At 40.6% G+C, this 25,584-nt stretch carries 19 protein-coding genes and 1 pseudogene; 9 read left to right on the top strand and 11 right to left on the bottom strand.

Going from position 1 to position 25,584, the window contains the following annotated elements; translation table 11 throughout:
* Positions 1 to 19: 19 nt before the first annotated feature.
* From thiL to EA341_RS12030, 3 genes are all read left to right on the top strand, one after another.
* The gene (gene thiL, locus EA341_RS12040; RefSeq protein WP_293014682.1) at positions 20 to 1,048 is read left to right on the top strand and encodes a thiamine-phosphate kinase; all 1,029 of its coding nucleotides are present in this window, start codon (positions 20 to 22) and stop codon (positions 1,046 to 1,048) included.
* A gap of 93 nt (positions 1,049 to 1,141) precedes the next feature.
* The gene (locus EA341_RS12035; RefSeq protein WP_293014679.1) at positions 1,142 to 1,822 is read left to right on the top strand and encodes an ERCC4 domain-containing protein; all 681 of its coding nucleotides are present in this window, start codon (positions 1,142 to 1,144) and stop codon (positions 1,820 to 1,822) included.
* Between the two features lie 165 nt (positions 1,823 to 1,987).
* Positions 1,988 to 3,109 carry an amidohydrolase family protein gene (locus EA341_RS12030; RefSeq protein ID WP_293014676.1) on the top strand — a complete coding sequence of 374 codons (1,122 nt, stop codon included), beginning with the start codon at positions 1,988 to 1,990 and terminating at the stop codon, positions 3,107 to 3,109.
* A 40-nt stretch (positions 3,110 to 3,149) separates the two neighbouring features.
* Here EA341_RS12030 and EA341_RS12025 read toward each other — a convergent pair whose 3' ends face one another.
* The 5 genes from EA341_RS12025 to rlmD form a co-directional block, all read right to left on the bottom strand.
* Positions 3,150 to 4,235: a bile acid:sodium symporter family protein gene (locus EA341_RS12025; protein WP_293014674.1), complete on the bottom strand. Its 1,086-nt coding sequence runs from the start codon at positions 4,233 to 4,235 to the stop codon at positions 3,150 to 3,152.
* Positions 4,236 to 4,306: 71 nt separating this feature from the next.
* Positions 4,307 to 5,776 (bottom strand): mandelate racemase/muconate lactonizing enzyme family protein, encoded by a 1,470-nt coding sequence (locus EA341_RS12020; protein WP_293014672.1) that lies wholly within the window; start codon positions 5,774 to 5,776, stop codon positions 4,307 to 4,309.
* A 41-nt stretch (positions 5,777 to 5,817) separates the two neighbouring features.
* Entirely contained in the window at positions 5,818 to 6,747 is a 930-nt protein-coding gene (locus tag EA341_RS12015) for an RraA family protein (protein ID WP_293014670.1), read from the bottom strand.
* Between the two features lie 710 nt (positions 6,748 to 7,457).
* The gene (locus EA341_RS12010) at positions 7,458 to 7,835 is read right to left on the bottom strand and encodes a hypothetical protein (RefSeq protein ID WP_293014667.1); all 378 of its coding nucleotides are present in this window, start codon (positions 7,833 to 7,835) and stop codon (positions 7,458 to 7,460) included.
* A complete protein-coding gene (gene rlmD, locus EA341_RS12005) occupies positions 7,832 to 9,244 on the bottom strand; it encodes a 23S rRNA (uracil(1939)-C(5))-methyltransferase RlmD (protein ID WP_293014664.1) in 1,413 nt (470 codons plus the stop codon). Before rlmD ends, EA341_RS12010 begins: the two co-directional genes overlap by 4 nt.
* A 165-nt stretch (positions 9,245 to 9,409) precedes the next feature.
* On the opposite strand from rlmD, the gene EA341_RS12000 reads away from it, so the two are divergent.
* Together EA341_RS12000 and EA341_RS11995 are read left to right on the top strand one after the other, a co-directional pair.
* Positions 9,410 to 10,222, top strand: coding sequence for an SDR family oxidoreductase (locus EA341_RS12000; protein ID WP_293014662.1), 813 nt, complete (start codon positions 9,410 to 9,412; stop codon positions 10,220 to 10,222).
* Between the two features lie 4 nt (positions 10,223 to 10,226).
* Entirely contained in the window at positions 10,227 to 14,165 is a 3,939-nt protein-coding gene (locus EA341_RS11995; RefSeq protein ID WP_293014659.1) for an AAA domain-containing protein, read from the top strand.
* Between the two features lie 3 nt (positions 14,166 to 14,168).
* Here EA341_RS11995 and EA341_RS11990 read toward each other — a convergent pair whose 3' ends face one another.
* From EA341_RS11990 to recQ, 4 genes are all read right to left on the bottom strand, one after another.
* The gene (locus EA341_RS11990) at positions 14,169 to 14,615 is read right to left on the bottom strand and encodes a gliding motility lipoprotein GldH (RefSeq protein WP_293014657.1); all 447 of its coding nucleotides are present in this window, start codon (positions 14,613 to 14,615) and stop codon (positions 14,169 to 14,171) included.
* 1 nt (position 14,616) lies between these two features.
* The gene (gene ricT, locus EA341_RS11985) at positions 14,617 to 15,924 is read right to left on the bottom strand and encodes a regulatory iron-sulfur-containing complex subunit RicT (RefSeq protein WP_293014655.1); all 1,308 of its coding nucleotides are present in this window, start codon (positions 15,922 to 15,924) and stop codon (positions 14,617 to 14,619) included.
* 132 nt (positions 15,925 to 16,056) lie between these two features.
* Positions 16,057 to 17,355 carry a phosphoribosylamine--glycine ligase gene (gene purD, locus EA341_RS11980; protein WP_293014653.1) on the bottom strand — a complete coding sequence of 433 codons (1,299 nt, stop codon included), beginning with the start codon at positions 17,353 to 17,355 and terminating at the stop codon, positions 16,057 to 16,059.
* Positions 17,356 to 17,369: 14 nt separating this feature from the next.
* On the bottom strand, positions 17,370 to 19,550 hold the full coding sequence (gene recQ, locus EA341_RS11975; RefSeq protein WP_293014651.1) for a DNA helicase RecQ: 2,181 nt from the start codon (positions 19,548 to 19,550) through the stop codon (positions 17,370 to 17,372).
* 395 nt (positions 19,551 to 19,945) lie between these two features.
* On the opposite strand from recQ, the gene EA341_RS11970 reads away from it, so the two are divergent.
* The 4 genes from EA341_RS11970 (at position 19,946) to EA341_RS11955 (ending at position 22,173) form a co-directional block, all read left to right on the top strand.
* Positions 19,946 to 21,019 (top strand): mannose-1-phosphate guanylyltransferase, encoded by a 1,074-nt coding sequence (locus tag EA341_RS11970; RefSeq protein ID WP_293014649.1) that lies wholly within the window; start codon positions 19,946 to 19,948, stop codon positions 21,017 to 21,019.
* On the top strand, positions 21,019 to 21,360 hold the full coding sequence (locus tag EA341_RS11965) for a nucleotide pyrophosphohydrolase (RefSeq protein WP_293014647.1): 342 nt from the start codon (positions 21,019 to 21,021) through the stop codon (positions 21,358 to 21,360). The genes EA341_RS11970 and EA341_RS11965 overlap by 1 nt, the downstream gene beginning before the upstream one ends.
* Positions 21,361 to 21,381: 21 nt before the next feature.
* Positions 21,382 to 21,951 carry a hypothetical protein gene (locus EA341_RS11960; protein WP_293014645.1) on the top strand — a complete coding sequence of 190 codons (570 nt, stop codon included), beginning with the start codon at positions 21,382 to 21,384 and terminating at the stop codon, positions 21,949 to 21,951.
* A 90-nt stretch (positions 21,952 to 22,041) separates the two neighbouring features.
* A complete protein-coding gene (locus EA341_RS11955; protein WP_293014642.1) occupies positions 22,042 to 22,173 on the top strand; it encodes a DUF2256 domain-containing protein in 132 nt (43 codons plus the stop codon).
* A 32-nt stretch (positions 22,174 to 22,205) separates the two neighbouring features.
* Here the strand turns inward: EA341_RS11955 and EA341_RS11950 are convergent, their stop codons facing one another.
* Together EA341_RS11950 and EA341_RS11945 are read right to left on the bottom strand one after the other, a co-directional pair.
* A complete protein-coding gene (locus EA341_RS11950) occupies positions 22,206 to 24,644 on the bottom strand; it encodes a zinc-dependent metalloprotease (protein WP_293014640.1) in 2,439 nt (812 codons plus the stop codon).
* Between the two features lie 64 nt (positions 24,645 to 24,708).
* Positions 24,709 to 25,584: pseudogene (locus EA341_RS11945) on the bottom strand (helix-hairpin-helix domain-containing protein); the annotation flags it as partial.

Below are 25,584 nucleotides of genomic sequence, written 5' to 3'. Positions count from 1 at the left end.
AAAATGCAATACGAAAGATATGTCCGAAAAAAGAACTGAAATAAGTGAAATAGGAGAATTTGGCCTGATAGACCGACTCCATCAAAAAATCAAAACCCAACACGCCTCAACAATCCTAGGTATCGGAGATGATGCTGCTGTGATAGAAGCAGGTGACCATGTCAAGGTGGTGACTACCGATTTGCTTTTGGAAGGGGTACACTTCGATTTGTCTTATGCCCCGCTGCCACATGTAGGATTCAAAGCTGTTGCGGTCAATGTGTCTGATGTTGCAGCCATGAATGCGATTCCAAAACAGATCACGGTGAGTATAGCCATTACCAACAGGTTCTCAGTAGAGGCTGTAGAGGCTTTGTACTCCGGGATCAATGCTGCCTGCGAACATTTTGGAGTGGACTTGGTGGGAGGAGATACCACTTCCTCCAGGTCAGGTTTGGTGATCTCCATTACTGCTATCGGGGAAGCCCAAAAAGAACAATTGAGCTACAGGTCAGGAGCCAAGGAAAGCGATATCATCTGCGTTACCGGTGACTTGGGCGGTGCTTTTATTGGATTGCAGGTGTTGGAAAGAGAGAAACAGGTATTCCTGGCCAATCCAAATATGCAGCCTGAATTGGATAAATATCAGGTGGTGACAGCAAGACAATTAAGACCTGATGCCAGGATGGATATTGTCCATGAATTGAGAGATATGAATATTGTACCTACCAGCATGTTGGATATTTCAGATGGTTTGGCTTCAGAGCTTTTCCACATTTGTAGGTCTTCCAAGGTCGGTGTGACCATTTATGAAGACAAACTACCAATAGACAAACAGACTTTTGATACAGCTTTGGAACTCAACATGGATCCGATTACTTGTGTTCTGAATGGGGGAGAAGATTATGAACTTTTGTTTACCATCAGTCAGGATGACTTCAAAAAGTTGGAAAAGCATAAGGACATACACTTTATCGGGTATGTCAATAAGGAAGAAGATGGGAAGCACCTAGTTACCAAATCCGGTACTGCAGTGGAACTTAAAGCCCAAGGTTGGAAGCATTTTTAATTTATTTTCAAAAAAGAGAGGGCTATTTCGCCCTCTCCTTTTTTGAAAATATTTATTGTTTTGTAATTTTAATATGGAACAATTTTTACCAATATGGAAAATTTTTTAAAAGGTTCTAAATACTATCCTTTACAGATTGTTATAGATGATAGGGAGCCACAGTCTATCAAGAATATCCTATTAACCTATAAAAATATCCTCATAATTACAGAACGATTGACAGTAGCTGATTACCTTATTGATGCAGAGTTACAGGTTGAAAGGAAATCTATAGCAGATTTTTGTGCTTCGGTAAAGGATGGAAGGCTATTTAAACAAGTTTCCAAATTAGCGAATTCAAAAATTGCTTCATGTTTAATATTGGAAGGCAGAAAAGAGGAATTTAAGAAATTAGGATTCAAGAAAAATGCAATTCAGGCCATTATCCTCGCGATTTCTTTGACTTTTAAATTGCCTATTTTAAGGTCTAAGACTCAGGAGCAGACTGTTTCAATAATGCTTCAGTGTTACAAACAGCTAACCAAAGATAAGTTAAGTGATTATCGGTTTTACCCTAGACCGAAACCCAAATTCAAGAAGACTGATGTTTTTTTCAAACGGAAAATTCACATCCTAGAAGGATTTCCAGGTATTGGGGCAGACAGGGCTGAACGTTTACTTCGTCATTTTGGGAACCTTCAAAATGTTTTTATTTCTCCAGAATCAGAATTGGTTAAAGTGGAGGGTGTAGGAGAAACTCTTGCCAGACAAATGAGAAAGGTTTTAGGGGATTGATGGTAGTGATGAAGAGGAGCCGATGGAATTAAATCAAAAATTTCATATCTGCCAGGTTTTGAAAACCTGGCAGATCTTTTTTTGACAAGTGGCGAGGATAAGTAAAGGAATTTTTGAAGTTTTCGATTGCAGAAAACATTTCCTTGAATCAGACCTTTGACCTATATGAAATTAAACCTATTCTCAGTCCTTTTAATATTGACTTTTATCATGGGAAACTTATCCGCCCAGGAAATGAGTTTTGAGGAATACAATCCTCCCTCAACCCTTGTGGTTCCTGAAAATCCTGTCATAAGGGCCAAGTTTCCTTTTATTGACATTCACAGTCATCAGTGGAATGTGTCGCAGGAACTCATTACCAATAAGCTTGTTCCAGAAATGGACGAGCTGAATATGGGGGTCATGGTCAACCTGAGCGGAAGGGGATATTCCCGTAATGCGGATGACATTGACAGGCAGGAATACATGTATTCCATGATTCGTCGGATGAATGGAGTGGCGCCAGGAAGATTTATAGTATTTACCAACCTTTCCTTCAATGAGATTGGAACACCTGGCTGGTCTGAAAAAGCGGTGGCCGACCTTCAAAAAGATGTGGAAAATGGGGCTAATGGATTGAAAATATTCAAAAGCTTGGGTCTTTCCATCAAGGATGTGAATGATAATAGAGTCCCTGTAGACCATCCCGATCTAGATCCTGTTTGGGCAAAAGCAGGAGATTTGGGAATTCCGGTCTTGATCCATTCAGCAGACCCAGCGCAATTTTGGGAGCCAATGGATGCCAATAACGAGCGCTGGTTGGAACTGAAACTCAATCCCGGAAGGAAACGAAGTGCTACAGATCCAGCTCCTTTCGAACAAATCATTACCGAGCAGCACCATGTATTTGCCAAGCATCCCAATACTACTTTTATCAATGCACACATGGGTTGGATGGCCAATAACCTGGATGCCGCCGAAGCGCATTTGGAGAAATATCCTAACGTATATTTCGGTATAGGTGCTGTCATTGCCGAATTCGGAAGACAACCCAAGCGTGCAAGAGCCTTTTTTGAAAAGTATCAGGACAGGGTAGTGTTTGGAAAAGATGCTTATAATAAGGAAGAGTTTTACACCTATTTCAGGGTTCTTGAAACCGAAGATGAATATTTTCCCTATTATAAAAAGTACCATGCCTTTTGGGCCATGTATGGTTTAGGCCTGCCGGATGAGGTCTTGAAAAAGCTTTATTACAAAAATGCCATCAAGATTATTCCTAATATCGACTCAAGTAGGTTTCCGGATTGAGGGGAATGGAATTTTGTGAAAATGGGAGAGAAGCCTAAGCTCATTCATTTTCCTTCACCCCCTTCCTATGCCAATAAGAAGCCAACACAGACCCGGTTATATTCATAAATGGTCCAAAAACAGCAGGGGCCAGGCCTACAGTAGCTATTTTGCCCATCTCCTTGGCTATACCGGAGGCAAGACCTCCGTTTTGCATGCCTACTTCCAAGGCAATGGTTCTGCAATCTCTTTCATCCATACGGAAAAGTTTCCCCGCCCAATACCCCAAGGTATAACCACTGAGGTTGTGGATGACTACCAAGCCGATTAAAATAGGGCCAATTGACAAGAGTGAATCTCTTCCCGCAGCGGTGATGATCACTATGATGACACCAATGGCTATCATGGACAAGAGCGGCATGGCATCATCCAGCCATTTGACTTTGCCTCTGAAAAATCGGTTGAACAGTAGCCCTGCGCCAATGGGTATAATCACAATTTTGACAATATCCATCATCATCTTCAGGATATCTACTTCTACAAATTCTCCAGCCAACCAACCCATCAAGGCCGGGGTGACAAAGGGTGCCAGCATAGTAGTCACTGCGGTGATGGTGATGGAAAGCGCGAGATTGGCTTTTGCCAAAAAACTCATCACATTAGATGCCATACCGCTGGGTGAACAGCCTACCAGAATAATTCCCGCAGCAATCTCAGGAGGTAATCCACTGCTTTTGGCTAATGCAAATCCAATAAAAGGCATGATGGTAAATTGGCAGAGCACTCCCGCCAAAACACCTTTGGGCATTTTGATTACCCCATGAAAATCCTTGAGACTCATAGACGTTCCCATTCCAAACATGATCAGTTGAAGCAAAGGGACTATGAGTGAACTTAAGGTGAAGTCACCCCAGGTAGTAAACCAACTCGGGTAATACATTGCTGCGGTTACTGCCGCAAAGATCATAATGGTATAGGTGTAGCCTTTCAGAACCTCTTTGCTTTTTACACCAATGCCTAAAAGTATCCAAAACAAGATCAATATGATGCCATTCCACGGCAGAAATTCAATGAAGTAATTCAATGTAAAAACCAATAGGACTATCCAGGCAGCATTATAGGAAATCCGAAAAAAGGATACATTCATGGAGGAAGATTTAATAGGATGAAAGCCGGCAAGGAGGATCCCATGTCGGTAGAATTTTCAATAATTTTAAATTAGCTCCAAAGTCTGTCCCAAGATCTCTTTTCATCCCATTCTGGTGTGGGTTCAAAATACCCCGGAGCATCAGGGTGTAGATGTTCTTTGACGACCTCTTCATTCAATTCCACCCCAAGTCCAGGTGCATCCAAAGGCACATTGGCAAAGCCTTTGGTAATCATGGGTTGGGAACCGGTCATGATCACCAGCTTTTCCCACCAAGGGGTATCTACGGAATGGTGTTCTAAGGAAAGGAAGTTTTGTGTGGCAGCCGCACAATGTACGTTGGCCATAAAGCATATAGGTGAACCAGCCATGTGCATGGCCATAGCTACTCCGTTTTCTTCGGCATAATCTCCGATTCTCTTGGTTTCCAAAAGCCCTCCAGACGTCCCCAAATCAGGGTGAATCACATCCACTGCCCTTTTATCAATCAGGGATTTAAAGCCTTTGAGCAGGTAAATGTCTTCACCAGTACAGGTTGGGGTTTCCAAGGCATCGGATACTGTTCTCCATTGGTCGGTGTACATCCATGGAACCATATCTTCCAGCCAAGCAAGGCGGTATTTATCCATTGCCCTGCCAAAACGAATGGAGTTGTTGATATCAAAATGGCCAAAATGATCCGCTGATAGGGGAATTTCATAACCAACTGCACTACGTACGTTCTCTACATATTCTGCCAGGCCTTCCAAGCCTTTTTCATTGATCTGCACATGGGTAAATGGATGTAGGGTGCTTCCATAACTCATATAATCTCTGGTATCATATTGCCCTTTGGCGCCATTCCAGAATTCAGAATTGTTCAAAGCATCCTTTTGGTTTGCGACCAAATGAATACCCAAATCCATTTTCAGCCAGGTGAAGCCCTGTACTTCTGTACGTTCTTTCATCACAGCAGCGAATTCCTTAGGATCATTAAAACCCGGTGTATCTGCATAAAGTCTGACTTGATCCCGATACCTTCCACCTAGCAATTGCCAGGCAGGCACACCATAGGCTTTGCCGCATATATCCCAAAGGGCCATTTCCACTGCGCAAACTCCACCGCCCTGTCTTCCATGATGTCCAAACTGCCGGATGATTTTAAAAATCTTTTCCACGTTGCAGGGGTTTTCGCCTAAGATTCTGCTCTTGAGCATCAGGGCATACCTTTCGTCTCCTCCATCACGGACATCTCCCAAGCCATAAATACCCTGGTTGGTATCGATGCGGATAATTGGAGTTCTTCCTACATTTTTGATGACGGCTACCCGCATGTCGGTTATTTTCAGGTCAGAAGGAGAGGAGAATTTATTCACTTTGGAAGTGGTATGGGCCAAGGTGTCTTCTATGGAAGCACCCATCATGGCACCTAAGCCAATACCTCCCAAGGTGGCTTTTCTGAAAAAATCCCTTCGGCTGTTTTCCTTTTCCTGCTTTTTGACTTGAAGAGCTGATTCTTCTTTTTGTTTTTTTTCTATTACTTGTTGCAAAATGGTTTTCATAGGTTACTTAGGTTTTGATATTGGGAATGAAAAAAGGAGGCTTACCAGTTTCTATCTTTTAAAAACTCGTCTAATTCTGCTCTGCTCATAGGCAAATCAGTCTGGGTATTGAGCCATTGCAAAAAATCCTGAACAATACTTTCCGACCATCGGCTATCAATTTCTCCAGGGCTGTATTTCCCTTCCTTAAGTCTTTGAATGCCGAAACTGTCTCTTAGCATGACAAATTCTGCGTTGATTACGAGGTCCGCCAGCAGATGTGCGGGAACAAAGATCACCCCCCATTTATTGGCCAGTACAGCATCTCCCGGCAAAACCGTAGCCCTGCCTATTCTGATGGGATAGTTGATGGTTGAAAGCATCATCTGTTGGATGTAGGAAGGATCATGTCCTTTGACCCAGCCGTTGAATCCTTCGATTTCACTGAGGCCTGCCATATCTCTTACCGACCCATAAAAGATGACACCTCTCTTTGATTTGGCATAAATAGCATTGCCCAAGTTGTCACCGATTAAAGTACCATCCACAATTTTGCCATAACTGTCGGCTACATAAATATCGCCTTCCTGAAGTACATCAATAGGCCAGGAATTGGTCCCTCCTGATTGTACCCTTCCTTCTTTTTTACCGATTTCTTTGACCACAGCATCCGCATCAGGTCTAAGAGGCATAAATTGGGCAGTAAGCGCTCGTCCTGTCATGACTTCATCTTCGTGGATCAGGATCCAGTCGTTTTCATATTGGTTGTGGTAACCTTTATTTCTAAGGTATCCCCAGGCTTCTTCCATGGAGATGTTTTCCAATCTATTGAGTAAAGCGTCTGGTACTTTGGGCCTTCCATCAGGAAAGCGCTCACCTGTCCATTCCGGGGTGATTGCTTTGATCTGATCGGGTGTAGGAGATATTTGCTGGGCATTGGCCAAGCTGCCTATTGCTGTAAAAAAACAGAAGGCAAAAAAGCACTGTTTCATAGTGTTAGGTTTTTTAGGTTTATGATTACTTGAGAGTAAGGTTTTAAGTTAATAAAATTTAATGGAAATGGCTTTTGTAAAAAATATATATGTGGGAATAGGATGTTTTAGCGTGATCTGAGATACTCGCTATGGTTATTTCCCCGCAAATTTCGTGGATGCGCGTAGATTTTGATTTTATCTGCGGAAATCACCGTGATCAGCGGGAAACAAAAAAGTGGTTGGGACACTCACCTTGGCAAGGGCTGACGCTCGTATTGTCTGACATTCACACCGGAATTATGTCCCGCAGATTTCGCGGATAAGTGCAGATTTATTTAACCTTTGGGGTTTTCGAAACTCCGAAGGTTTGAACAAAGGGGTTTTCGAAATTTTGAATATCGAATATTGAAGTTTTTTCCCCTCGGATTTCGCTGATGCTCGTGGATTTTGATTTTATCTGCGAAAATCACCGTGATCAGCGGGAAACAAAAAAGTGAGTGGGGACACTCACTTTGGCAAGGGCTGACGCTCGTATTGGCGGACACTCAAAATGGAATTATGTCACGCGGATTTCGCTGATGCGCGCAGATTTATTTAACCTTTGGGGTTTTCGAAACCCCGAAGGTTTGAACAGAGGGGTTTTGGAAATATCGAATCATGAAATGAACCAGCTCAGATGCTGATTTCGGCTCATCAGTTCGTCAATTCATCGATGCATCAGATTTTCATCAATCCTCTGGATAAGGAATGTATACAAAGCTGGTAAAATCCTTATCTACCACAAAGAGACAGCAAAATTCATCAGGATCTTTATAGGCTTTTTCAAAGTCTTCGATTAATTCTTCTGAGACAAGCTTCCTCTGAATAAATTCATCTATATAGGTGATGTAGTAATTCCAATCGAGATTTTTTTCTTCCTTGCCCAAAAGCAACTGACCGATAGGTTGGTCCTCTTTGGATATAGGGAATATAGGATGCTTGGAAAACTTCCTACTCCTCACCTGATAAGAAGCTTCTTTGAGAATCTCAGATACCTTTACAAAGTCCTTGGTGATGGTTCCCAAGTATTTTCCATTCAATTCCGGGTCGTTGAAATCTGAAATCATAGATTTTTCAAAGTTAATCGTACAACATTTTCTACATGGTAAGTCTGAGGGAACATGTCCACAGGCTGTATTTTATCCAAGCTGTATTTTTCAGAAAGCAAAGCAACATCTCTGGCCTGTGTGGCTGGGTTGCAGCTTACATAGACAATTTTGGGAGCCTCTAGTTTCAATAGCATATTTACTACATCTTCATGCATACCTGCTCGTGGTGGATCGGTGATGATGACATCAGGTCGGTTATGTTTACTGATAAATTCATCATTCAACATGTCCTTCATATCTCCGGCGTAGAAGAGAGTATTGTCCAAACCATTGACTTTTGAATTGAGCTTGGCGTCTTCTATTGCAGCTTCTACATATTCTATCCCAATGACCTGTTTTGCTTGCTTAGCCACAAAATTGGCAATGGTACCCGTGCCGGTGTAGAGGTCATAGACCACCTCATTACCCTGAAGCTCCGCAAATTCACGCGTAACTTTGTAAAGTTCATACGCTTGGGCTGAGTTGGTCTGGTAAAAGGACTTTGGTCCTATGCGGAATTTCAAACCTTCCATTTCCTCTTCGATAAAAGCCTTACCCGCGTAAGTCACCACGTCTAAGTCATGGAAGGTTTCGTTCTTCTTCAAGTTGATGATGTAGAGCAAAGCAGTGATCTGAGGGAATTTAATTTTCAAAAATTCCATGACCATATCAATTTCCTCAGGATTATCGGCTCCAAACTGCACAATGACCATAGACTCTCCTGTACTACTCGTACGGATGATCAGGTTTCTTAATAAGCCAACTTGGTTTCTGATGTCATAAAAAGAAAGGTTGTTGTCAAAGGCAAACTCTCTCAGTTCATTTCTAACCTCATTGGATATATTTCCTTGAAGATAACAATGCTCGATGTCTACTATTTTGTCAAACATTTTTGGGATATGAAAACCCAATGCATTTCTTTCAAATTCCTGTCCTGAGTCGATTTCCTCCCGGGTTAGCCAACGGTTGTTGGAAAAAGTGAAATCAAGTTTGTTTCTATAATATCTGGTATTTTCTGAGCCTATTATAGGTAGGACTTCAGGCATTTGTTCAATTTTGGCAATTCTCTCAAACTGATCAACTACCTGCTGTCTTTTATAGCTTTTTTGTAAGTCATAGTTAATGTGCTGCCACTTACAGCCGCCACATGTGCCGAAATGGCTACAAAAAGGATCTACCCTGTCTTTAGAATACTCATGAAAAAGGATGGGTTCCCCTTCCATAAAGGAGCTTTTTCCTCTTGTGATCCTTACATCTACCAAATCCCCAGGCGCAACATCTTTCACAAAAACCACTTTTCCGTCATGGTGTCCTACACACTTCCCCTCTGTTGCTATCCTTTCAATCCTAAGGTTTTCTACAACCTTGTTCTTCATTTTTCTTGACATGGGCGCAAAATTAAGAAAAAAGCCATAGCCACTTTGAATTTCCAAAGAAGATTCCTGAATTCAGTTGTAATTAGCTAGTTTAGAAATAATATTTTGGTGAAAAGTCATTTTGCTTTCACTCCTCCCGCCTATATCTTTATCTTTAACCCATAAAAAAGCTTGGAAATGAATTTGAAAGATAAGGTTGTCATTGTTACAGGTGCTACTTCGGGAATTGGAGAGGCTTGTGCTTTGGTATTTGGGAAAGAAGGTGCCAAGATTGTCATCACAGGTAGAAGTCAGGTGAAAATAGACAATACACTGAATATGCTGCAGAAAGAAGGCATTATATCACTGGGAATTCTAGCAGATGCAGGCAGAGAAGAGGATAATCGAAAAATAGCTGAAGAAACAATCAGTCATTTTGGGAAAATAGACATCCTGATCAATAATGCAGGAATATCCATGAGGGCTCTTTTTGAAGACCTTGACATGGAAGTTTTCAGGAAAGTGATGGATACTAATTTTTATGGATCAGTCTATGCTACCAAATACTGCCTTCCGGAAATCCTTAAGAATAAAGGCAGCATAGTAGCAGTATCTTCCATTAATGGGTTCAGGGGAACACCGGCGCGCACAGCATATACGGCGAGTAAATATGCCATGAATGGTTTTTTTGAGGCCCTGAGAACGGAGGTAATGAAAAGAGACGTACATGTTTTGGTGGCCAGCCCTGGCTTTACCTCATCTAATATTCGTAACAATGCCCTGACTGCGGATGGAAAGACCCAAGGAGAGTCTCCAAGAGAGGAGAATAAAATGATGAGTGCTGAAGAGGTGGCCAAGGCTATTTTAAAGGCTACATTGAAAAGAAAAAGAGATATAGTTTTAACAGGTCAGGGAAAACTGGCAGTATTTCTGAATAAATGGATGCCAGGAATTATGGATAACTTGGTGTACAAGACCATGGCCAAAGAAAAAGATTCTCCATTTAAGTAAACCAATGCTAAAAAATACCCTCCAGGCCTATCTGAATAGACTAGTGGACCTTTCGAGCAGAAACAGGTCCCTGTACCTGCCTAGACTACCTGTCAGCCAGATGATAGACCTCAAGGAACTTGATTTTTTGAATGGGCAGGCGGATTTTGAAATTATCCGCGAATTGATTGGCAGGAAAAGGAATATCCCCTTGATACCAAGCATAGATGTTAGAGATGCTAATAGTAATCAGCTTGCCATTAGACTCAAGAGGCTTTCCAGGTTGGCTGAGATGGCACAGGAGGAGACTGGCGAGAAAAGTCTTTATTTGGCCTGGCCATATGTTGAGGGCAGAATGATGAATGGACAACTCATTAGGAGTCCTTTGATTCTTTTCCCAGTTAGCCTTGTCAATGAGGGTAAGAACTGGATATTGAAAAAGGAAGCTGGTGAAGAACCTGAATTTAACAGTGCCTTTTTTCTTGCCTTGGCGAATGCGCAGCAGGAAAAACCAGTATTGGACGGTGAGGGAAATCCTTTGGCCGAGTTTTCAAAAGATGTGACAGCCTTCCGAAACCAGCTTTATGATTTTATCAAAAGCCAACTGCCAGTTAATTTTAAAACAGAACTGTACGAGGATAAGCTGCAACGTTTTCCGGATGTGAATAAAGCTTTAGATGAAGAGAAATTGGCTTTAGGGAAGTTAGAACTCAAGCCTTATGCAGTTTTAGGTCATTTTTCCCAAAAGACAAGTTACCTGATGGAGGATTACGAATACTTGTTGAGGAACGCTGATTTTCCTGATTTGGAACATTTGTTTGAACATACTTTTGCCAATGAGGATCCCAAGGGTTCAGGTAGAGAGGATCAGCTTTACACGGTTTTTCCAGTAGATGCCAGTCAGGAGAAGGTGCTTAAGGCTGTGCGTGCAGGGTATTCCTGTGCAGTGGAGGGGCCTCCAGGAACAGGAAAATCGCAATTGATCAGTAATCTGGCCATTGATTACATCAGCAGGGGTAAAAAAGTGCTTATTGTTTCACAAAAAAGAGCAGCCTTGGATGTTGTTTATGAAAGGCTAGCTGCTCAGGGCTTCGGATCATTTTTAGGGCTGGTGCACGACTTTAGGGCAGATAGGAAATTATTATACGAAAAAATTAACGCCCAAATTCAATCTATAGAAAGGTATCAGGAACTCAATAGAAGTATAGATTCCATTCAATTGGAAAGACAGTTTTCCCAGCTTTCCAGAACTGTAGAAAACCTCACTGAGTTTTTTGAGGATTACAGAAAAGCGCTTTTCAATACTGAAGAATGCGATATACCTATCAAGGAGCTTTACTTAAGCTCTTCATTGCAGGATATTCATTTTGATATGATCCAGCATTATAAAAGATTGGGTTTCCATCAAGTGGATGCTTTCCTGCGCAATCTGCATGAATTTGCAACCTATTACAGGAAATATCAACAAACAGATTCTTTTTGGCTTCATAGGGTTGATTTCAGCAGTTTTGGACCAAGTTCTCTGAATAGGCTGAAAGAGGTACTGGAAGAGATCAAAGCTTTTAAAACTGATATTTCGGTAGTTTTTCAAAAATATGCAGGGTTTGAATCTTCTTTTCTCTTTTCACTATTGGAACAAAAAAAGGGTTTCAGTCATCTGCTAACTGCATTGAATGACCGTGAAATAGAAGAAATCTTTCTAACTTTTCAAGGAGTTGATGCTGGAGAATTTGATGTACTTTGGTTTGAACATAAGGTAGATACTGTCAAAAAGCTCCTGTCGGCTGAAGGAGTAGAATGGCATTGTGATGATGAGGAGGTCGAAGATTGTCTTTCATTGGCGGTCGAGTATGCAAAAAGCCGAAACAAGTGGTTGGCAAAAATCAACTGGCCTTGGAAGAAAAACAGGTTTGAGAGGGTATTTGAACTGCTTAAGGCCAATCAACTGGATAAAGATGATAAAGGAATCAGTGTTTTGATTGTGAAACTTGAAAACAGACTGAACCTCATACATCAGTTGACTATACTGTCTGGCAAAACCTGGCTTAACCTCCCCAAAAGTCCTTTTAATTTCGCTGAATTCAATCATTTTGGCAGGCTGCATTTGGAGGCTGTCAGAGCAAAGCTTCAATTGGATGATTGGGGAATGATGGGGGAATTCATTTTGGAGGTTATCAAAGAAAAAGCTCATGATAAGACAGGGCTCAAGGAGATATGGGGAAAAATAAGCCTTCTGGAATCCAACCTTTCGAGATGGCAGCTTTATTTGTCTAAAATTCAAATCCAGCATCTTTTTGTACAGCATCTTGGAGAAGATATAGAAAGTACCATTCAAGCATTGCCTTTGGTATTTGACGAGTTGGTTGCTTTTGATAGCCTGAGACGAGATTTGGATATTTTTGATAAAGGTTTGATGGAGAAATTATTGGATCAGTTTACGGATAGTACTATCGAAGAAGTCTCAGCTTTTTTTCTTTCCGGTCTCAAACATGCTTGGATTGATCATATTGAAAAGAAGTATCCTGTGCTAAGGGAGATTTGTACTCCAAAAGCCCTCAAGCTTCAGCAAGAATACATGGAAGCAGTGACTGAAAAGTGGAAACTCTCCAAGCATATTGCTGAATTGAGGTTAAGGGAGAAAACTTTTCAAAAACTTGAATACAATAGACTGGGAAACCTGCTCACCTACCGGCAACTGGGACATCAGGTAAGTAAGAAGAAAAAGATATGGAGTATCAAGAAACTGATGCAGGAACATAGTCATGAGATTTTTCAACTGATGCCTTGCTGGCTGGCTTCACCCGAAACAGTATCAGCAATTTTTCCTATGGAACAATCCTTTGATTTGGTGATTTTTGATGAATCATCCCAATGCTATGTGGAGCGCGGTTTTCCAGCCATGCTGAGGGGGAAACAAGTAGTGATTGCTGGAGATTCCCAGCAATTACAGCCATTTGATTTGTATCAAGTGAGGCTGGAGACTGAGGAAGAAGGGGTCGAGGTGGAAACTGACTCATTGCTTGACTTGGCTTCCAATTATTTTGAAAAATTCTGGCTTCAGGGGCATTACCGTAGTCAGCAACCTGCACTTATTCATTTTTCCAATACTGAATTCTACCAGGGGAAACTGGAAATGTTAACTCAAATGACTTTAGCCAATCAGCAGGTTATACCATTTAGCCTGCATAGGGTGGAAGGTGTTTGGGAGAATCAAGTCAATTTAGCTGAAGCCTTCGAGGTAGTCACTATTGTCAAAACCCTTCAAAAGGAGAACCCCAAGGAATCGATTGGTATAATCACTTTTAACTTTTTTCAAATGGAGTTGATCCGGGAAAAGTTAGAAATGGACAGGGATGTCAAGCTACAGTATGTTCAGGTCAAAAACATCGAAAATGTTCAAGGTGATGAATTTGAAAAAGTGATATTCTCTATTGGATATGCCAGAAATAGAAAAGGCAGGCTTATTGCCAACTTTGGAATGTTATCAAAAAAAGGTGGTACCAACAGGCTGAATGTTGCCATTACTCGAGCCAGAAAAAAGGTTTATTTGGTAACCAGTCTACATTCCAGGGACTTCAACCAGCAACAATTGAAGAATCAAGGTATAAATATGCTTAAGCAGTATATCGCTTTCATAGAAGAATTGGTTTCAGGAATTCCCTTGGGTTATCCTGAAGAGAATGTACAGGGCTTTGAATATTCTTGGTTTCTGAAAAATAAACTGGAAGGGAAACACGGAGCTGTGGAGTTACAAAAATATGCAGCATCCCAATGGATGGATATGGCATCCAAATCGGAGGGGAAGTATTCCGCAGCTTGGTTAACAGATGATCAGCGCTTATATGCTGCGGTTAGTGCGAAGGAGGCATTTGTTTACCACCCATTGCAGTTGCAGGAAAAAGGCTGGCACTACCACTTTGCCTTCAGTAGACAGTATTGGTTGGGTCAGCCTCTTTTCAATTAATTATTACTTGGTACGCTTGAGTCCTACGGCTTCTATTCCTTTGAGCTCATCTACACGCATATATTGTACAAAGTGAATACTGTGATAATCTTCCCCTTTTTCCAAAGGAAGCGTATCAAATCGGGTGAAGGTATTGCCGAATCCAGATCCAAGAGGTTTGCCTGTTGTGTTTTCAAAAAGCGGAATATTCACCAACTGCGATTCTATTTCCGAACCAGCTGAATCCATAAGAAAATATCTCAGGTATAGGTTTCTGAACTCATATTCCTGGTTGTATTTTATGGCAATTATGGAAGATTTTGCATCTATAGGGTTTTCAAAGTGGAAGGATACAGTATCGTCAATTTGCCAGGATTGCATTTCCATTCCCTGGTATTTTTCAAAGACCCTATCACTTTCACATGACCAGAGCAAAATAATGGCCATAAGGGAAGCAAGTCTCAACTTCATTTTATTGGTCTTTATTTTGATCACCCTTATTTCTTGGCGGAAATCTTCTCTTCCCTTTATTTTTTGGTTTCCCTTGGTTTTCGCTGGACTCAGGATTGGTTGGTTTGTCAGTTTTATCCTGAACCCTGTTGCTATCCCTGTTTCGCTCGTTTGGTTTTCTTCTTCCAGGCCTGTTATTCCTATTTCCTTTTCTTTCTCTATTTGGGGAATCGGGGCCATTTGAATTTCGAGTTGGACTAGCCTCTTTGTTTTCGTTGCCAGTGCTGGAATTTTCCTGCGAACCACCTTGTCTAGGGTTTTTCCTTTTTTTCTTTTTCTTCTTCGTTGTGAATTTTTTATCAAGACGCTCCAATTCCATCGTGGATTTTAGCGCTTCATCATTGAACTCCTTGGCTTTGTTGTTCAACAAATCAAAAGGAATAACTCCTTTTTCATTAAGTTCTTGAATTTCCTTAGCTCTCTCACAAGAAATGGTATGCCAGTTATTATCATTGTTGTAGCTGAACCACATCAACTTTCTGAATATATCTGTCTTCTGCAGCCTTGCAGGACCTGTCTCGGTCTGTAAAGGTTTTTCTATGGTAGGCACATCTTCCAATGCCTGCATATAGGTATCCAATTCGTAATTGAGACAGCATTTGAGCCTTCCACATTGACCGGAAAGCTTACCTGGATTAAGTGACAGGTTTTGGTAACGCGCAGCCGACGTGGACACACTTTTGAAATCATGTATCCAGGTAGAACAGCACAATTCGCGTCCGCAAACACCTATACCTCCCAATCTCCCCGCCTCCTGCCTGAGGCTGATTTGCCTCATTTCAACTCTGATTTTGAATTCTGAGGCTAAAAATTTGATCAACTCCCTGAAATCTACCCTATCATCTGCAGAGTAATAAAATGTGGCTTTTGAGCTGTCTGCCTGAAATTCAACATCAGAGAGCTTCATTTTCAGTCCAAGTTCATCTATGATCTGCTTACTTCTGTACAATGTAGGGATCTCCCGATTTTTGGCGTCTTCCCACTTTTCTATATCCTTTTGTGTGGCTATTCTATATAGCCTGAGTATGTTGTCATCATTTTTAATCTTCCTCTTCTGCATTTGCAGTCGAACCAGCTCGCCTTGAAGCGATACGTAGCCTATATGGTGACCGTTAGGAACATCTACTACCACCGGATCTCCCGTAGTCAGGTGAAGGAAGTCCACATTTCTATAATATTCCTTTCTGCCACCTTTAAATTTGATTTCAACAATATCAAATTTATCCACTGTAGGTATACCCATATGGGATAACCAGTCAAATGAATTCATTTTATTACAATCGCTCGTACCACAAGTACCGTTATTTTGGCACCCGCCACTACTTCCTGAAGTGGTAGAGCAGCTACTACATCCTGCCATATCTATATATTAAGGGAGTATTTACTCCTCTTTAATTTGGATTTATTTAATTAATTTCAAAATATCCTGACCTATATCTCTTCTGAAATAAAGATCATTCCAACAAACTTTAGAAACTGTGTTATAGGCATTTTCTAAAGCAATAGCTACGCCGTCACCCATTCCTGTCACAGCCAATACCCGTCCTCCGTTGGTTACAACTGTATTTTCTTCACTTGACTTTGTGCCTGCATGAAAAAGGATGCTGTGCTCCTCTCCGTCAGCAGACTGCAAACCTTCGATTTTGTCCCCTTTTTTATAGGACTCAGGATACCCCCCAGCAACTAATACTACTGTGGTGGCAGCAAATGAATGAATTTCCAAATCGTAACTTTCCAATGTTTTTTGTCCCATGTGCACAAGCATTTCTAAAAAATCACTTTTGATTCTTGGCAATACGGCCTGGGTTTCCGGATCTCCCATCCTGACATTATATTCAATGACAAAGGGCTCTCCATTGATATTCATGAGGCCTATAAAGAGAAAACCATTGTATTTGATACCTTCTTCTTTAAGTCCATTGACAGTAGGTTTTACTACCTTTTCCTCAACCTTGGAAAGAAATTCCTGATCTGCAAATGGAACAGGGCTTACCGCTCCCATTCCTCCAGTGTTGAGGCCTTGGTCATTCTCCCCAATTCTTTTATAATCTTTGGCTTCTGGTAAAATTCTGTAACTTATTCCATCTGTAGCCACAAAAACAGAAAGCTCTATACCATCAAGGTACTGTTCTATGACAACTTTACTGGATGCTTCACCAAATTTATTGTCTACAAGCATTTCTTTCAAAGAGCTCTTGGCTTCTTCAAGTGTGGTGCATATCAGAACGCCTTTTCCAGCGGCCAAACCATCGGCTTTGAGGACAATGGGGAGAGTTTGTGTGGTGAGGTACTCCAAACCTTCCTCAAGAGATTCTTTTGTGAATGTTCTGGAAGCAGCTGTAGGGACCCCGTGCCTTTCCATGAACTTTTTTGAAAAATCCTTTGAACCTTCCAGGTGAGCACCTTTTTGACTAGGGCCTATTACAGGAATATGACTGACTTTTTCATTTCCTTCGAAATAGTCTACTATTCCTTTGACTAAGGGTTCTTCGGGTCCCACTACTACAAGTGCAATGTTTTTTTCGATAACAAAAGCACTGATTTTTTCAAAATCATTTGGGGAAAGGTCTACATTTTCTGCAATACTTGACGTTCCTGCATTCCCTGGAGCTACAAAAAGTTTGGTGCATTTGGGACTATTTACAATCTTCCAAGCGAAAGCATGTTCCCTGCCTCCGCTACCTAGTAATAATATATTCATTGATTAATTTCTATTTAATTGGCGTGATCAGAGATGAATTTGATTCTGTACACGCGGATCTCCTCCTCGGCAAAATCCTCGTCTTCCAGTTCATTCAGGGCTACTCTGATGTTGTCAGTATCAGCTGTCATGAAATAATCATGGAGCGTATCTTCTCTTTCCTCGTCCATGATGTTTTCTATGTAGTAATTTATATTCAACTTGGTGCCACTGTAAATGATCTGTTCAATCTCCTGAAGTAATTCTGCCATTGAAATATTCAGGTTATCTGATATTTCATCAAGATTGACTTTTCTATCTACTTGTTGAATGATGGAGATTTTGACTTTTGACCTGCTTCCAGCAGTTTTGACTACTACATCCGATGCCGTGATGATCTCATTTTCTTCTACGTAGTTTTCTATTAATTTAAGGAAAGTTGCTCCAAATTTAGCGACTTTTCCCATACCCACGCCGTTGATTTGAGCCAATTCATCTTTGCTTGTGGGATATACAGTGGCCATTTCTTCCAATGACGGATCCTGAAATATCACATAAGGTGGTAATCCTTTTGACTTTGCAATTTTCTTACGTTCTGCTTTTAGCAGTTCAAATAATTTTTCATCATAGGCTTTTCCACCGCCTGATTGATTTTCCTCTGGTGTTTCATTTTCAATCATCTCCTCAAAGTTATGGTCTTTGTAAATGGGGAAGGAATAAGGTGATTTTAAAAACTCTTCGCCTTTTTTGCTGATTTTGATGACACCATAGTTTTCGATGTCTTTATCCAAAAAGCCACCAATCATTGCTTGACGAACAACTGTTTTCCACAACCTTTCATCTTCGTTTTTGCCGACTCCAAAAACTTTCAGCTTATCATGTTTGTAACTTTTGATATAATCATTGGATTCTCCTCTCACCAAATTGACAATATGTTCCATATTGAAACGGTTGGAAGTCTCTTTTACAGCATTGATAACTGATTGTAAGTGGGAAATCCCGTCAAATTTTTCTTTCGGTTTTTTACAGTTGTCGCAGTGCCCGCAATCTTCTTCAAGCATTTCTCCAAAATAGTGGAGGAGGAATTTTCTTCTGCAAATGGAGCTTTCAGCATAGGCGGCCATTTCCTGAAGAAGAATTCTGGCATTTTCTCTTTCTGTGACAGGTTTGTCCTTATTGAATTTTTCCAGTTTGATGATATCATCATACTTGTAAAACATCAAACAGTGGCCTTCAAGTCCATCTCGCCCAGCCCTGCCAGTTTCCTGATAATACCCTTCAAGAGATTTTGGTACATCATAGTGAATGACATAGCGCACGTCGGGTTTATCAATACCCATACCAAAGGCTATGGTTGCTACAATGACATCTACCTCTTCGTTAAGAAAGTCATCTTGATTTTTTACACGTACATTTTGTTCCAATCCAGCATGGTATGGGGCAGCCTTGATCCCGTTGACTTTGAGAAGGTCCGCTATTTCCTGAACCTTTTTTCTGCTGAGACAATAGATGATCCCTGACTTACCTTTCTGGGATTTGATATATTTTATAATTTGCTTTTTGGTCTCATTCTTGACTTTTGGCCTGACCTCATAATACAGATTCGTCCTATTAAAAGAAGATTTGAAAATATCGGCTTCTTCCATTTGCAGGTTTCTTTGAATATCTACCTGAACCTTGGGCGTGGCAGTTGCCGTCAAGGCTACTATTGGTAACCCTTCGCCGATCTGCGCAATTATGGACTTGATTTTCCTGTATTCAGGGCGGAAGTCATGGCCCCATTCTGAAATACAATGTGCTTCATCTATGGCCACAAAACTCAGCTTGGCACTTTTAAGAAATTGCACATTCTCTTCTTTGGTCAAGGATTCAGGGGCCACATAAAGCAATTTCGTTTTCCCCGAAAGGACTTCCTTTTTTACTTTTGTGGTTTCGGACTTGTTAAGAGTAGAATTCAGGAAGTAGGCATTTATGCCAAAGGCATTAAGCTGATCAACTTGATTCTTCATCAGAGCAATCAGGGGAGAAATGACTATGGCAGTTCCATCTTGGATTACAGCAGGAAGCTGATAACAAAGAGATTTGCCGGCCCCTGTAGGCATGATTACGAAAGTATTATTACCCTTAAGAACGTTGTCTACTATGAGTTCTTGGTTGCCTCTGAATTGGCTGAAGCCAAATATTCTCTTAAGGTTTTCTTTGACGGTTTGATCCACTTTAAAATAAATTTTTTTAATGTTTCACCCTATTGGTAATCATCGATTGGCTTAGGTTTTATTCCAGACCTTCTAGACAAATTTAATGATTAACCACGGTATTTTTGAAGTTAACAAAAAATATTAAGAAAGCAGATAAAAAAGCTTTTGAACTATCTCATTTTGGGAGATTAATCGCTAATTTAAATCTCAACAATTATAGTTAATTTGTAAGTTCAAGATAAAGATCACATTTGCTGGTCTGAAATAAGGAAGTTACAGAAATTTCAGTTTACCTGATTTTTGCGCAGAACACGTATCACAGGTATTAAATAGATGTAAACCAGTGGATTATATAATCCAAAAGCTCAAATACATCCATTAAGGATTGTAAAAGCTAATTTTACCTAAAATTGATGAACGAAAAGACTTATATAGTGATTATGGCGGGAGGGATAGGTTCCCGTTTTTGGCCATATAGTAGGAACAATAGGCCCAAGCAATTTTTGGATATTCTTGGAACGGGGCGCTCTCTTCTTCAAATGACTTATGATAGGTTCTCTAAGGTTGCTTCCGCTGAAATGTTTTATGTGGTCACCAACAAGCATTACTTTGATTTGGTAAAAGAGCAACTTCCTGATATCCCCGAAAGTCAAATCCTCACCGAGCCATTGCGCAGAAACACAGCCACGTGTATAGCCTATGCGACATATAAAATCTCCAAGTCTGATCCTGAGGCCAAAGTAATCGTGACACCTGCGGATCATTTGATTGTGCAGGAAGATAAATTTCATCAAAAAATCAATATTGCGCTTCAGGCTTGTGAGGGAGGAAAGAAATTGATAACGATCGGGATCAAGCCAAATAGGCCTGAAACAGGTTATGGTTATATCCAATATATCTCTGAGCCAGGTAATCAGGTCAAAAAAGTAAAAACCTTTACAGAAAAACCCAACCTTAAACTAGCTAAAACTTTCTTGGAAAGTGGAGACTTTGTATGGAATTCTGGCATGTTTGTATGGAAAGTGCAAAGTGCAATTGCTGCCTTTGAAACGCATATGCCTGAAGTTGCTGAGGTTTTTGAAGAGGGTCTTTCTTTTTACGGAACTCAGGAAGAGGAGACTTTTATCAAAAAAGCCTATTCTCTTGTGAAAAATGCATCCATAGATTATGGAGTCATGGAGAAATCGGATAAAGTATTTATGGTAATGGGAGATTTTGGGTGGTCTGATTTGGGTTCTTGGATGAGTCTTCATGAAAACAGAAATAAGGATGATTCAAATAATGTTGTAGAGGCGAATGCAATTCTGTACGAAACACAAAACAGTTATATCAAGGTGGATTCCAATAAGCTTGTTGTAATTCAGGGTCTTGATAATTACTTGGTGAATGAAAGCGAAAACGTGTTGCTAATCTGTAAACTAGATGCAGAGAAAAAATTCAGGGTTTTTGTCAACGATGCAAAAAATAAAGGAGAGGATTACGTTTGATGAAAAAGAAGGAAATTACGATAGCCCAGGCACAGCAAATTGTAGACGAGTGGATCAATACTGTTGGAGTCAGGTACTTCAATGAACTGACCAATACAGCCATTCTGATGGAAGAGGTGGGGGAGTTGGCAAGGATAATGGCCAGAAAATACGGGGAACAATCATTCAAAAAATCTGATGAAGGAAAGGATATGGCCGATGAGATGGCTGATATTTTATGGGTATTGATTTGCCTAGCTAATCAGACTGGTGTTGATCTTACAGAGGCTTTGGAAAACAACCTCAAGAAAAAAAATATCAGGGATAAGGAAAGGCATAAGCAAAACAATAAGCTGAAGTAGACGTTTTTTCATGTATTAACAGTGAAATTTGAAGGAGAAATAAAGATGAATTACAGGAGTTTTAAATTGGTTTTATTGGTATTTATATTTTTAGCAAGTACAGCCTGTCAGGATGATAGAGAAGAGCCTCCTCGGTTCTTTTATGGTAATTATAACCTGCAAGCTATTACTGCAGAACAATCTTTTGATCTCAATGATGATGGAGAATCTACACTTGACATCTTATCACAGGTAGAAAGTCTTACAGGAGATCAAAACAACAGGATGACTTTCTTAGAGGGAGAAGATGATGAAATGTTTTTCAACTTTTATTACCCCAATGTGCTGACAGAACAGGATGGCGTACCCATTATCAGGTTTGTGACAGAAAATGTTTCCATGTTTGTCACTTTCAATGAGGCTACCAGTCAATTTGATGTACTGGAGCAATTTCCTGCAAATTTAGAATCCGGAGAATTGGTCTCTTTGAATTTAATTGATCAACTGACTCTGGAAGTATCTGTTAATAAAAGCTTATATGACTTTTCAGATAATGAATGGAAAGAAACAATAGTGAATTATCAGTTTGTTAGAGGCTTGATCAGTATTTAAAGCGTATTAGAAGTATGCTAAAGCTTTGAAGCGTATGATATCTCATTTATTTGCTGGTTATATCGAGGACAGGCTTTTTTTTACAAATAAATGAAGAAACAACATTTACCTACCAAGATATGTCCAGTCTGCAACAGGCCTTTTACCTGGAGGAAAAAGTGGGAGAAGAATTGGGAAAACGTAAAATATTGTTCTAAAAAATGTTCAGGGAATAAAAAATGAGCTGGCAGATTTAACCAGCTCATTTTAATTTATCAAAATTCAAAGTCGCAAGACATATCATCAGAACCTATAGGTGCACCATCAGGAACGGAAATAGGTGCAGGAGTGGAAAGTTCTTCAGGAAGTTTGAGGAAAGCATCAATTTTTGCAGCCAAATAGTTACTGTGGTTAGCAGCAGAATTATTTTTATTTTTTGCACTTTCAGCCTTTAAGGTTTTTATGCTTTCCAATTTAGCCCTACTGTCTGCTTTGACCACAGAACTGGCCCCAGGGTGTTTGGCCAGTTTGATCAGGTGGTCAACCAATTTGTTTTCAGTCATCAGTTTGACTTGACCTTCGTAAGACTCTGGAATATTGCTGCTGATCAGATTTGAAGATAGCTTATTCAAGTAACTGTTGAAAGAAGGAAGGTTCTGGTCAAATGCCACTTGCTGGGCCAGTCTATTGGCTCTTCCAGGTTCCAGAAGAAAGTCCAAAGTCATGTCTACCACATTTTCCGCAGGTGCCAAAGCATCAAAGTTCAATCCGGTACGTGATGGGAAAGTTTCTCTATTTCTGGAATATCCCATAGGCCTTGGAGGGATGATATCAATGATGGATTTCGGTAAAGTCAGGTTTTCAGGGGAAATGGCTTTCAACAAAGTTTCCAAAGCATCATTTTGGGTTTTGGCATCTAGTCGTGATTGCGTTCTTTGGTTATCCCCTTTTACTTTATAAGTATAATCAAGTCCGCCGATGAGCTTTGAAGTAGCTTCAATCTGATAACGGTGCATCAAATATAATGGTACCAAGACCTCTTCCAGCAAAGCTTCTGGTTGTCCATCTTCAATGGCATTTCTTCCAAAAGTTTCTAGCCTTTTCTTCCTGATCTCCATCATTCTCAATAGCTCTTCAGGTGCAGAATCTCCATTTGCCCATAGGTGCGCTTTTGGGTGGCTTCCGCTTGGGTGTCTGGCATCAACATCTGAAATGAAAGTATGGCCAGCTGCATAGGTGTCTTCAAGCATCTGACTTAAAAACTCCTTTTCTTCTTTGTCTTCAGGTACAGTAGCGTAACCATATTGAATAGCCCATTTGTCCCATTCACCGATTTTATCGTCGTATGCTTTGGAGAAATCTAAGTTGCCCGAATCATCCATCGTAATATAAGGATAGGGATAGTCCATGACGGAGGCCCTGTCAGTTGGAGCAGAAGCATAAGCATGTGCAAGTCCTATGGTGTGCCCGATTTCATGGGCAGAAAGTTGTCTCAGCCTGGCCAAAGCCATTTCTAGCATTTTTGGATCGGCTGGTTTCCCATCTTCAAAAGGCTGCAAAAGTCCTTGAGCGATCAAATAATCTTGTCTTACCCGTAATGAACCAAGAGAAACGTGACCTTTCATTATTTCCCCGGTACGAGGATCTCTAATAGAAGAACCATATGACCAGCCACGGGTAGAGCGGTGTACCCATTGGATGACATTATATCTAACATCCATCATGTCCGCTCCTTCAGGCATTAATTCAACACGATATGCATTTTTGAAGCCGGCAGCTTCAAAGGCCTCAGCCCACCAATTTCCACCTTCCAAAAGCGCAGTTCTAACAGGTTCTGGCGTTCCTCTATCCAGGTAGTAGACAATCGGTTTTACTGGCTCGGAAATTTCCGCATTCGGATCTTTTTTCTCAAGTCTATGTCTGGAGATGTATTTTTTCACAATAGGTTCACCAATTGATGTAGTAAAATCCATGTAGCTGATATGAAAATATCCAGCCCTCGGATCAAACTCTCTTGGCTCATATCCATCATCAGGTAATTCTATGAAAGAGTGCCTTTGCCTTACTGTGACTGACTCAGGCGAAGGTGTAACTGATCTGATGTAAGCTCCAGAGGGGGTTCCTGTAAGTGTTACTATGGCTTCAACCTCAGAATTTTTAGGGAAGTTTTTTGTCATTGGATAATGAATGGCACTTCTGGAAGCATCTGGTTTGTATGTACCTTGTTTTGCGTTGCCTAATTTTTCCCCTACCATATGCGCGTCCTGCAGGTAAAAAGAAGTAGCATCAATCAGGTGTTTTTCGTCTTTGAGATCAGCAATTTCAAATCCCCAAATCACTGATTCCGCAAATGCATCCTGTACGGATCTAGCCTCATCGGGATTATCCGTGTAAGAGGCACGGAAATCATAGTTTTTATGAACCAAAAGAATTTTGTTTCCAGCTTTTCTGAATTCCACTACTCTGGTTCTTCCCAATTGTCCTTTGTCTAGTCCCAAGTCATTGGATCCTACTCCGGCAGGTAGGGAGTTGACATACAGGAATTCATAATCCAACTTATCGATTTCCAGGTAAATCTTACCTTTATCTTCGTCAGTAAAGAAGGTGAAAAACCCTTCCTTTTTTTCAAGTTTGGACCTGTCAATAGTTTGGGCATTAATTTGAAAAGACACCATAAATATCAGTGTCAGCAATAGAGTAAAGTTTTTTTTCATGGTTCGGTGGTTTTATTCCCAATTTATCAAAAACATTTAAGTTGCAGTTTACCAATAGTAGAAATTATCTGTTAAACTGATACCTGAGCTGAAAAACTGTCTCAGAAATGCGGTTTCCCTGAATTTGCTGCAATCCTGAACCAATTACTTCCCTATCGGTAAATTGGGTTCTTGAAAACCTTGCCCATAAACTCAATCTGGTATTTACCCGATATTGGCCTAAAAGGTAGTACCTGATTCCTTGGCCATGTAGGGCTGGAATGGAAAAAAGCCAAAGTACATTTCTTTCATAGAGAAACTGTCTGTTATCAAAATCATCTGTATCAAACAGGGCTACTCTTCCAGAAAACCGCCATTTCTGATGGTCCATGTTGATGTCCTGAGAAAGGGCAAATCCTCGTGTTATGTTTTTATTAAAATGGAAGGAAGATCCCATTACCCTGGACTTGATACTCCAAGTTGAATTGAGGCCGTAGTCTAGGTTAAATACATAATTCCATTTTCTTCCCTGATCGAGTAGGTAGGGGGATTGAAATGCAGGATAATCACTTATATTCCTGCTTTTGGACTCTTCTCGGATTTGGGCAAATAGCAGGGTTTTACGGCTAGGGCTGTAGCTCAACCTGCTTAGCCATTCATAACCCCTAGAGGGGGCATAGGTTCTGAATTTGAGCCAAGGAAAGCTGAATTGATCGTAATAGAATGACCAATTATATTTTTTGTTTGGCTTAAAGTTTAGTCCAAGGTAAACTCCTCTTTCATTGATAGGTCTACTGCCCTCGGAAAAAGCATTGCCATAAAAGCTGTGAAAATCTCGGTCAAAACTCCTCCATAATAAAGACAAGGAAAGTGTTGGATGTAAACTGCTCATCATTCCAATTACATTTCCTTTACCTCCACTTTTCGAAAAAGCACTTTCTCCAAAGAAAAAGTAGTTTTG

Origin of the sequence: Mongoliibacter sp., assembly GCF_007692705.1 — a bacterium.
Lineage (GTDB): Bacteria > Bacteroidota > Bacteroidia > Cytophagales > Cyclobacteriaceae > Mongoliibacter.
Note: the sequence above shows the minus strand (reverse complement) of the source record. Positions and strands in the feature narration are given on the sequence as shown.

Excerpts from the sequence above, each read along its gene's own strand:
- thiL (WP_293014682.1), top strand. The coding sequence starts at position 20 with ATGTCCGAAAAAAGAACTGAAATAAGTGAAATAGGAGAATTTGGCCTG.
- EA341_RS12035 (WP_293014679.1), top strand. The coding sequence starts at position 1,142 with ATGGAAAATTTTTTAAAAGGTTCTAAATACTATCCTTTACAGATTGTT.
- EA341_RS12030 (WP_293014676.1), top strand. The coding sequence starts at position 1,988 with ATGAAATTAAACCTATTCTCAGTCCTTTTAATATTGACTTTTATCATG.
- EA341_RS12025 (WP_293014674.1), bottom strand. The coding sequence starts at position 4,235 with ATGAATGTATCCTTTTTTCGGATTTCCTATAATGCTGCCTGGATAGTC.
- EA341_RS12020 (WP_293014672.1), bottom strand. The coding sequence starts at position 5,776 with ATGAAAACCATTTTGCAACAAGTAATAGAAAAAAAACAAAAAGAAGAA.
- EA341_RS12015 (WP_293014670.1), bottom strand. The coding sequence starts at position 6,747 with ATGAAACAGTGCTTTTTTGCCTTCTGTTTTTTTACAGCAATAGGCAGC.
- EA341_RS12010 (WP_293014667.1), bottom strand. The coding sequence starts at position 7,835 with ATGATTTCAGATTTCAACGACCCGGAATTGAATGGAAAATACTTGGGA.
- rlmD (WP_293014664.1), bottom strand. The coding sequence starts at position 9,244 with ATGTCAAGAAAAATGAAGAACAAGGTTGTAGAAAACCTTAGGATTGAA.
- EA341_RS12000 (WP_293014662.1), top strand. The coding sequence starts at position 9,410 with ATGAATTTGAAAGATAAGGTTGTCATTGTTACAGGTGCTACTTCGGGA.
- EA341_RS11995 (WP_293014659.1), top strand. The coding sequence starts at position 10,227 with ATGCTAAAAAATACCCTCCAGGCCTATCTGAATAGACTAGTGGACCTT.
- EA341_RS11990 (WP_293014657.1), bottom strand. The coding sequence starts at position 14,615 with ATGAAGTTGAGACTTGCTTCCCTTATGGCCATTATTTTGCTCTGGTCA.
- ricT (WP_293014655.1), bottom strand. The coding sequence starts at position 15,924 with ATGAATTCATTTGACTGGTTATCCCATATGGGTATACCTACAGTGGAT.
- purD (WP_293014653.1), bottom strand. The coding sequence starts at position 17,355 with ATGAATATATTATTACTAGGTAGCGGAGGCAGGGAACATGCTTTCGCT.
- EA341_RS11970 (WP_293014649.1), top strand. The coding sequence starts at position 19,946 with ATGAACGAAAAGACTTATATAGTGATTATGGCGGGAGGGATAGGTTCC.
- EA341_RS11965 (WP_293014647.1), top strand. The coding sequence starts at position 21,019 with ATGAAAAAGAAGGAAATTACGATAGCCCAGGCACAGCAAATTGTAGAC.
- EA341_RS11955 (WP_293014642.1), top strand. The coding sequence starts at position 22,042 with ATGAAGAAACAACATTTACCTACCAAGATATGTCCAGTCTGCAACAGG.
- EA341_RS11950 (WP_293014640.1), bottom strand. The coding sequence starts at position 24,644 with ATGAAAAAAAACTTTACTCTATTGCTGACACTGATATTTATGGTGTCT.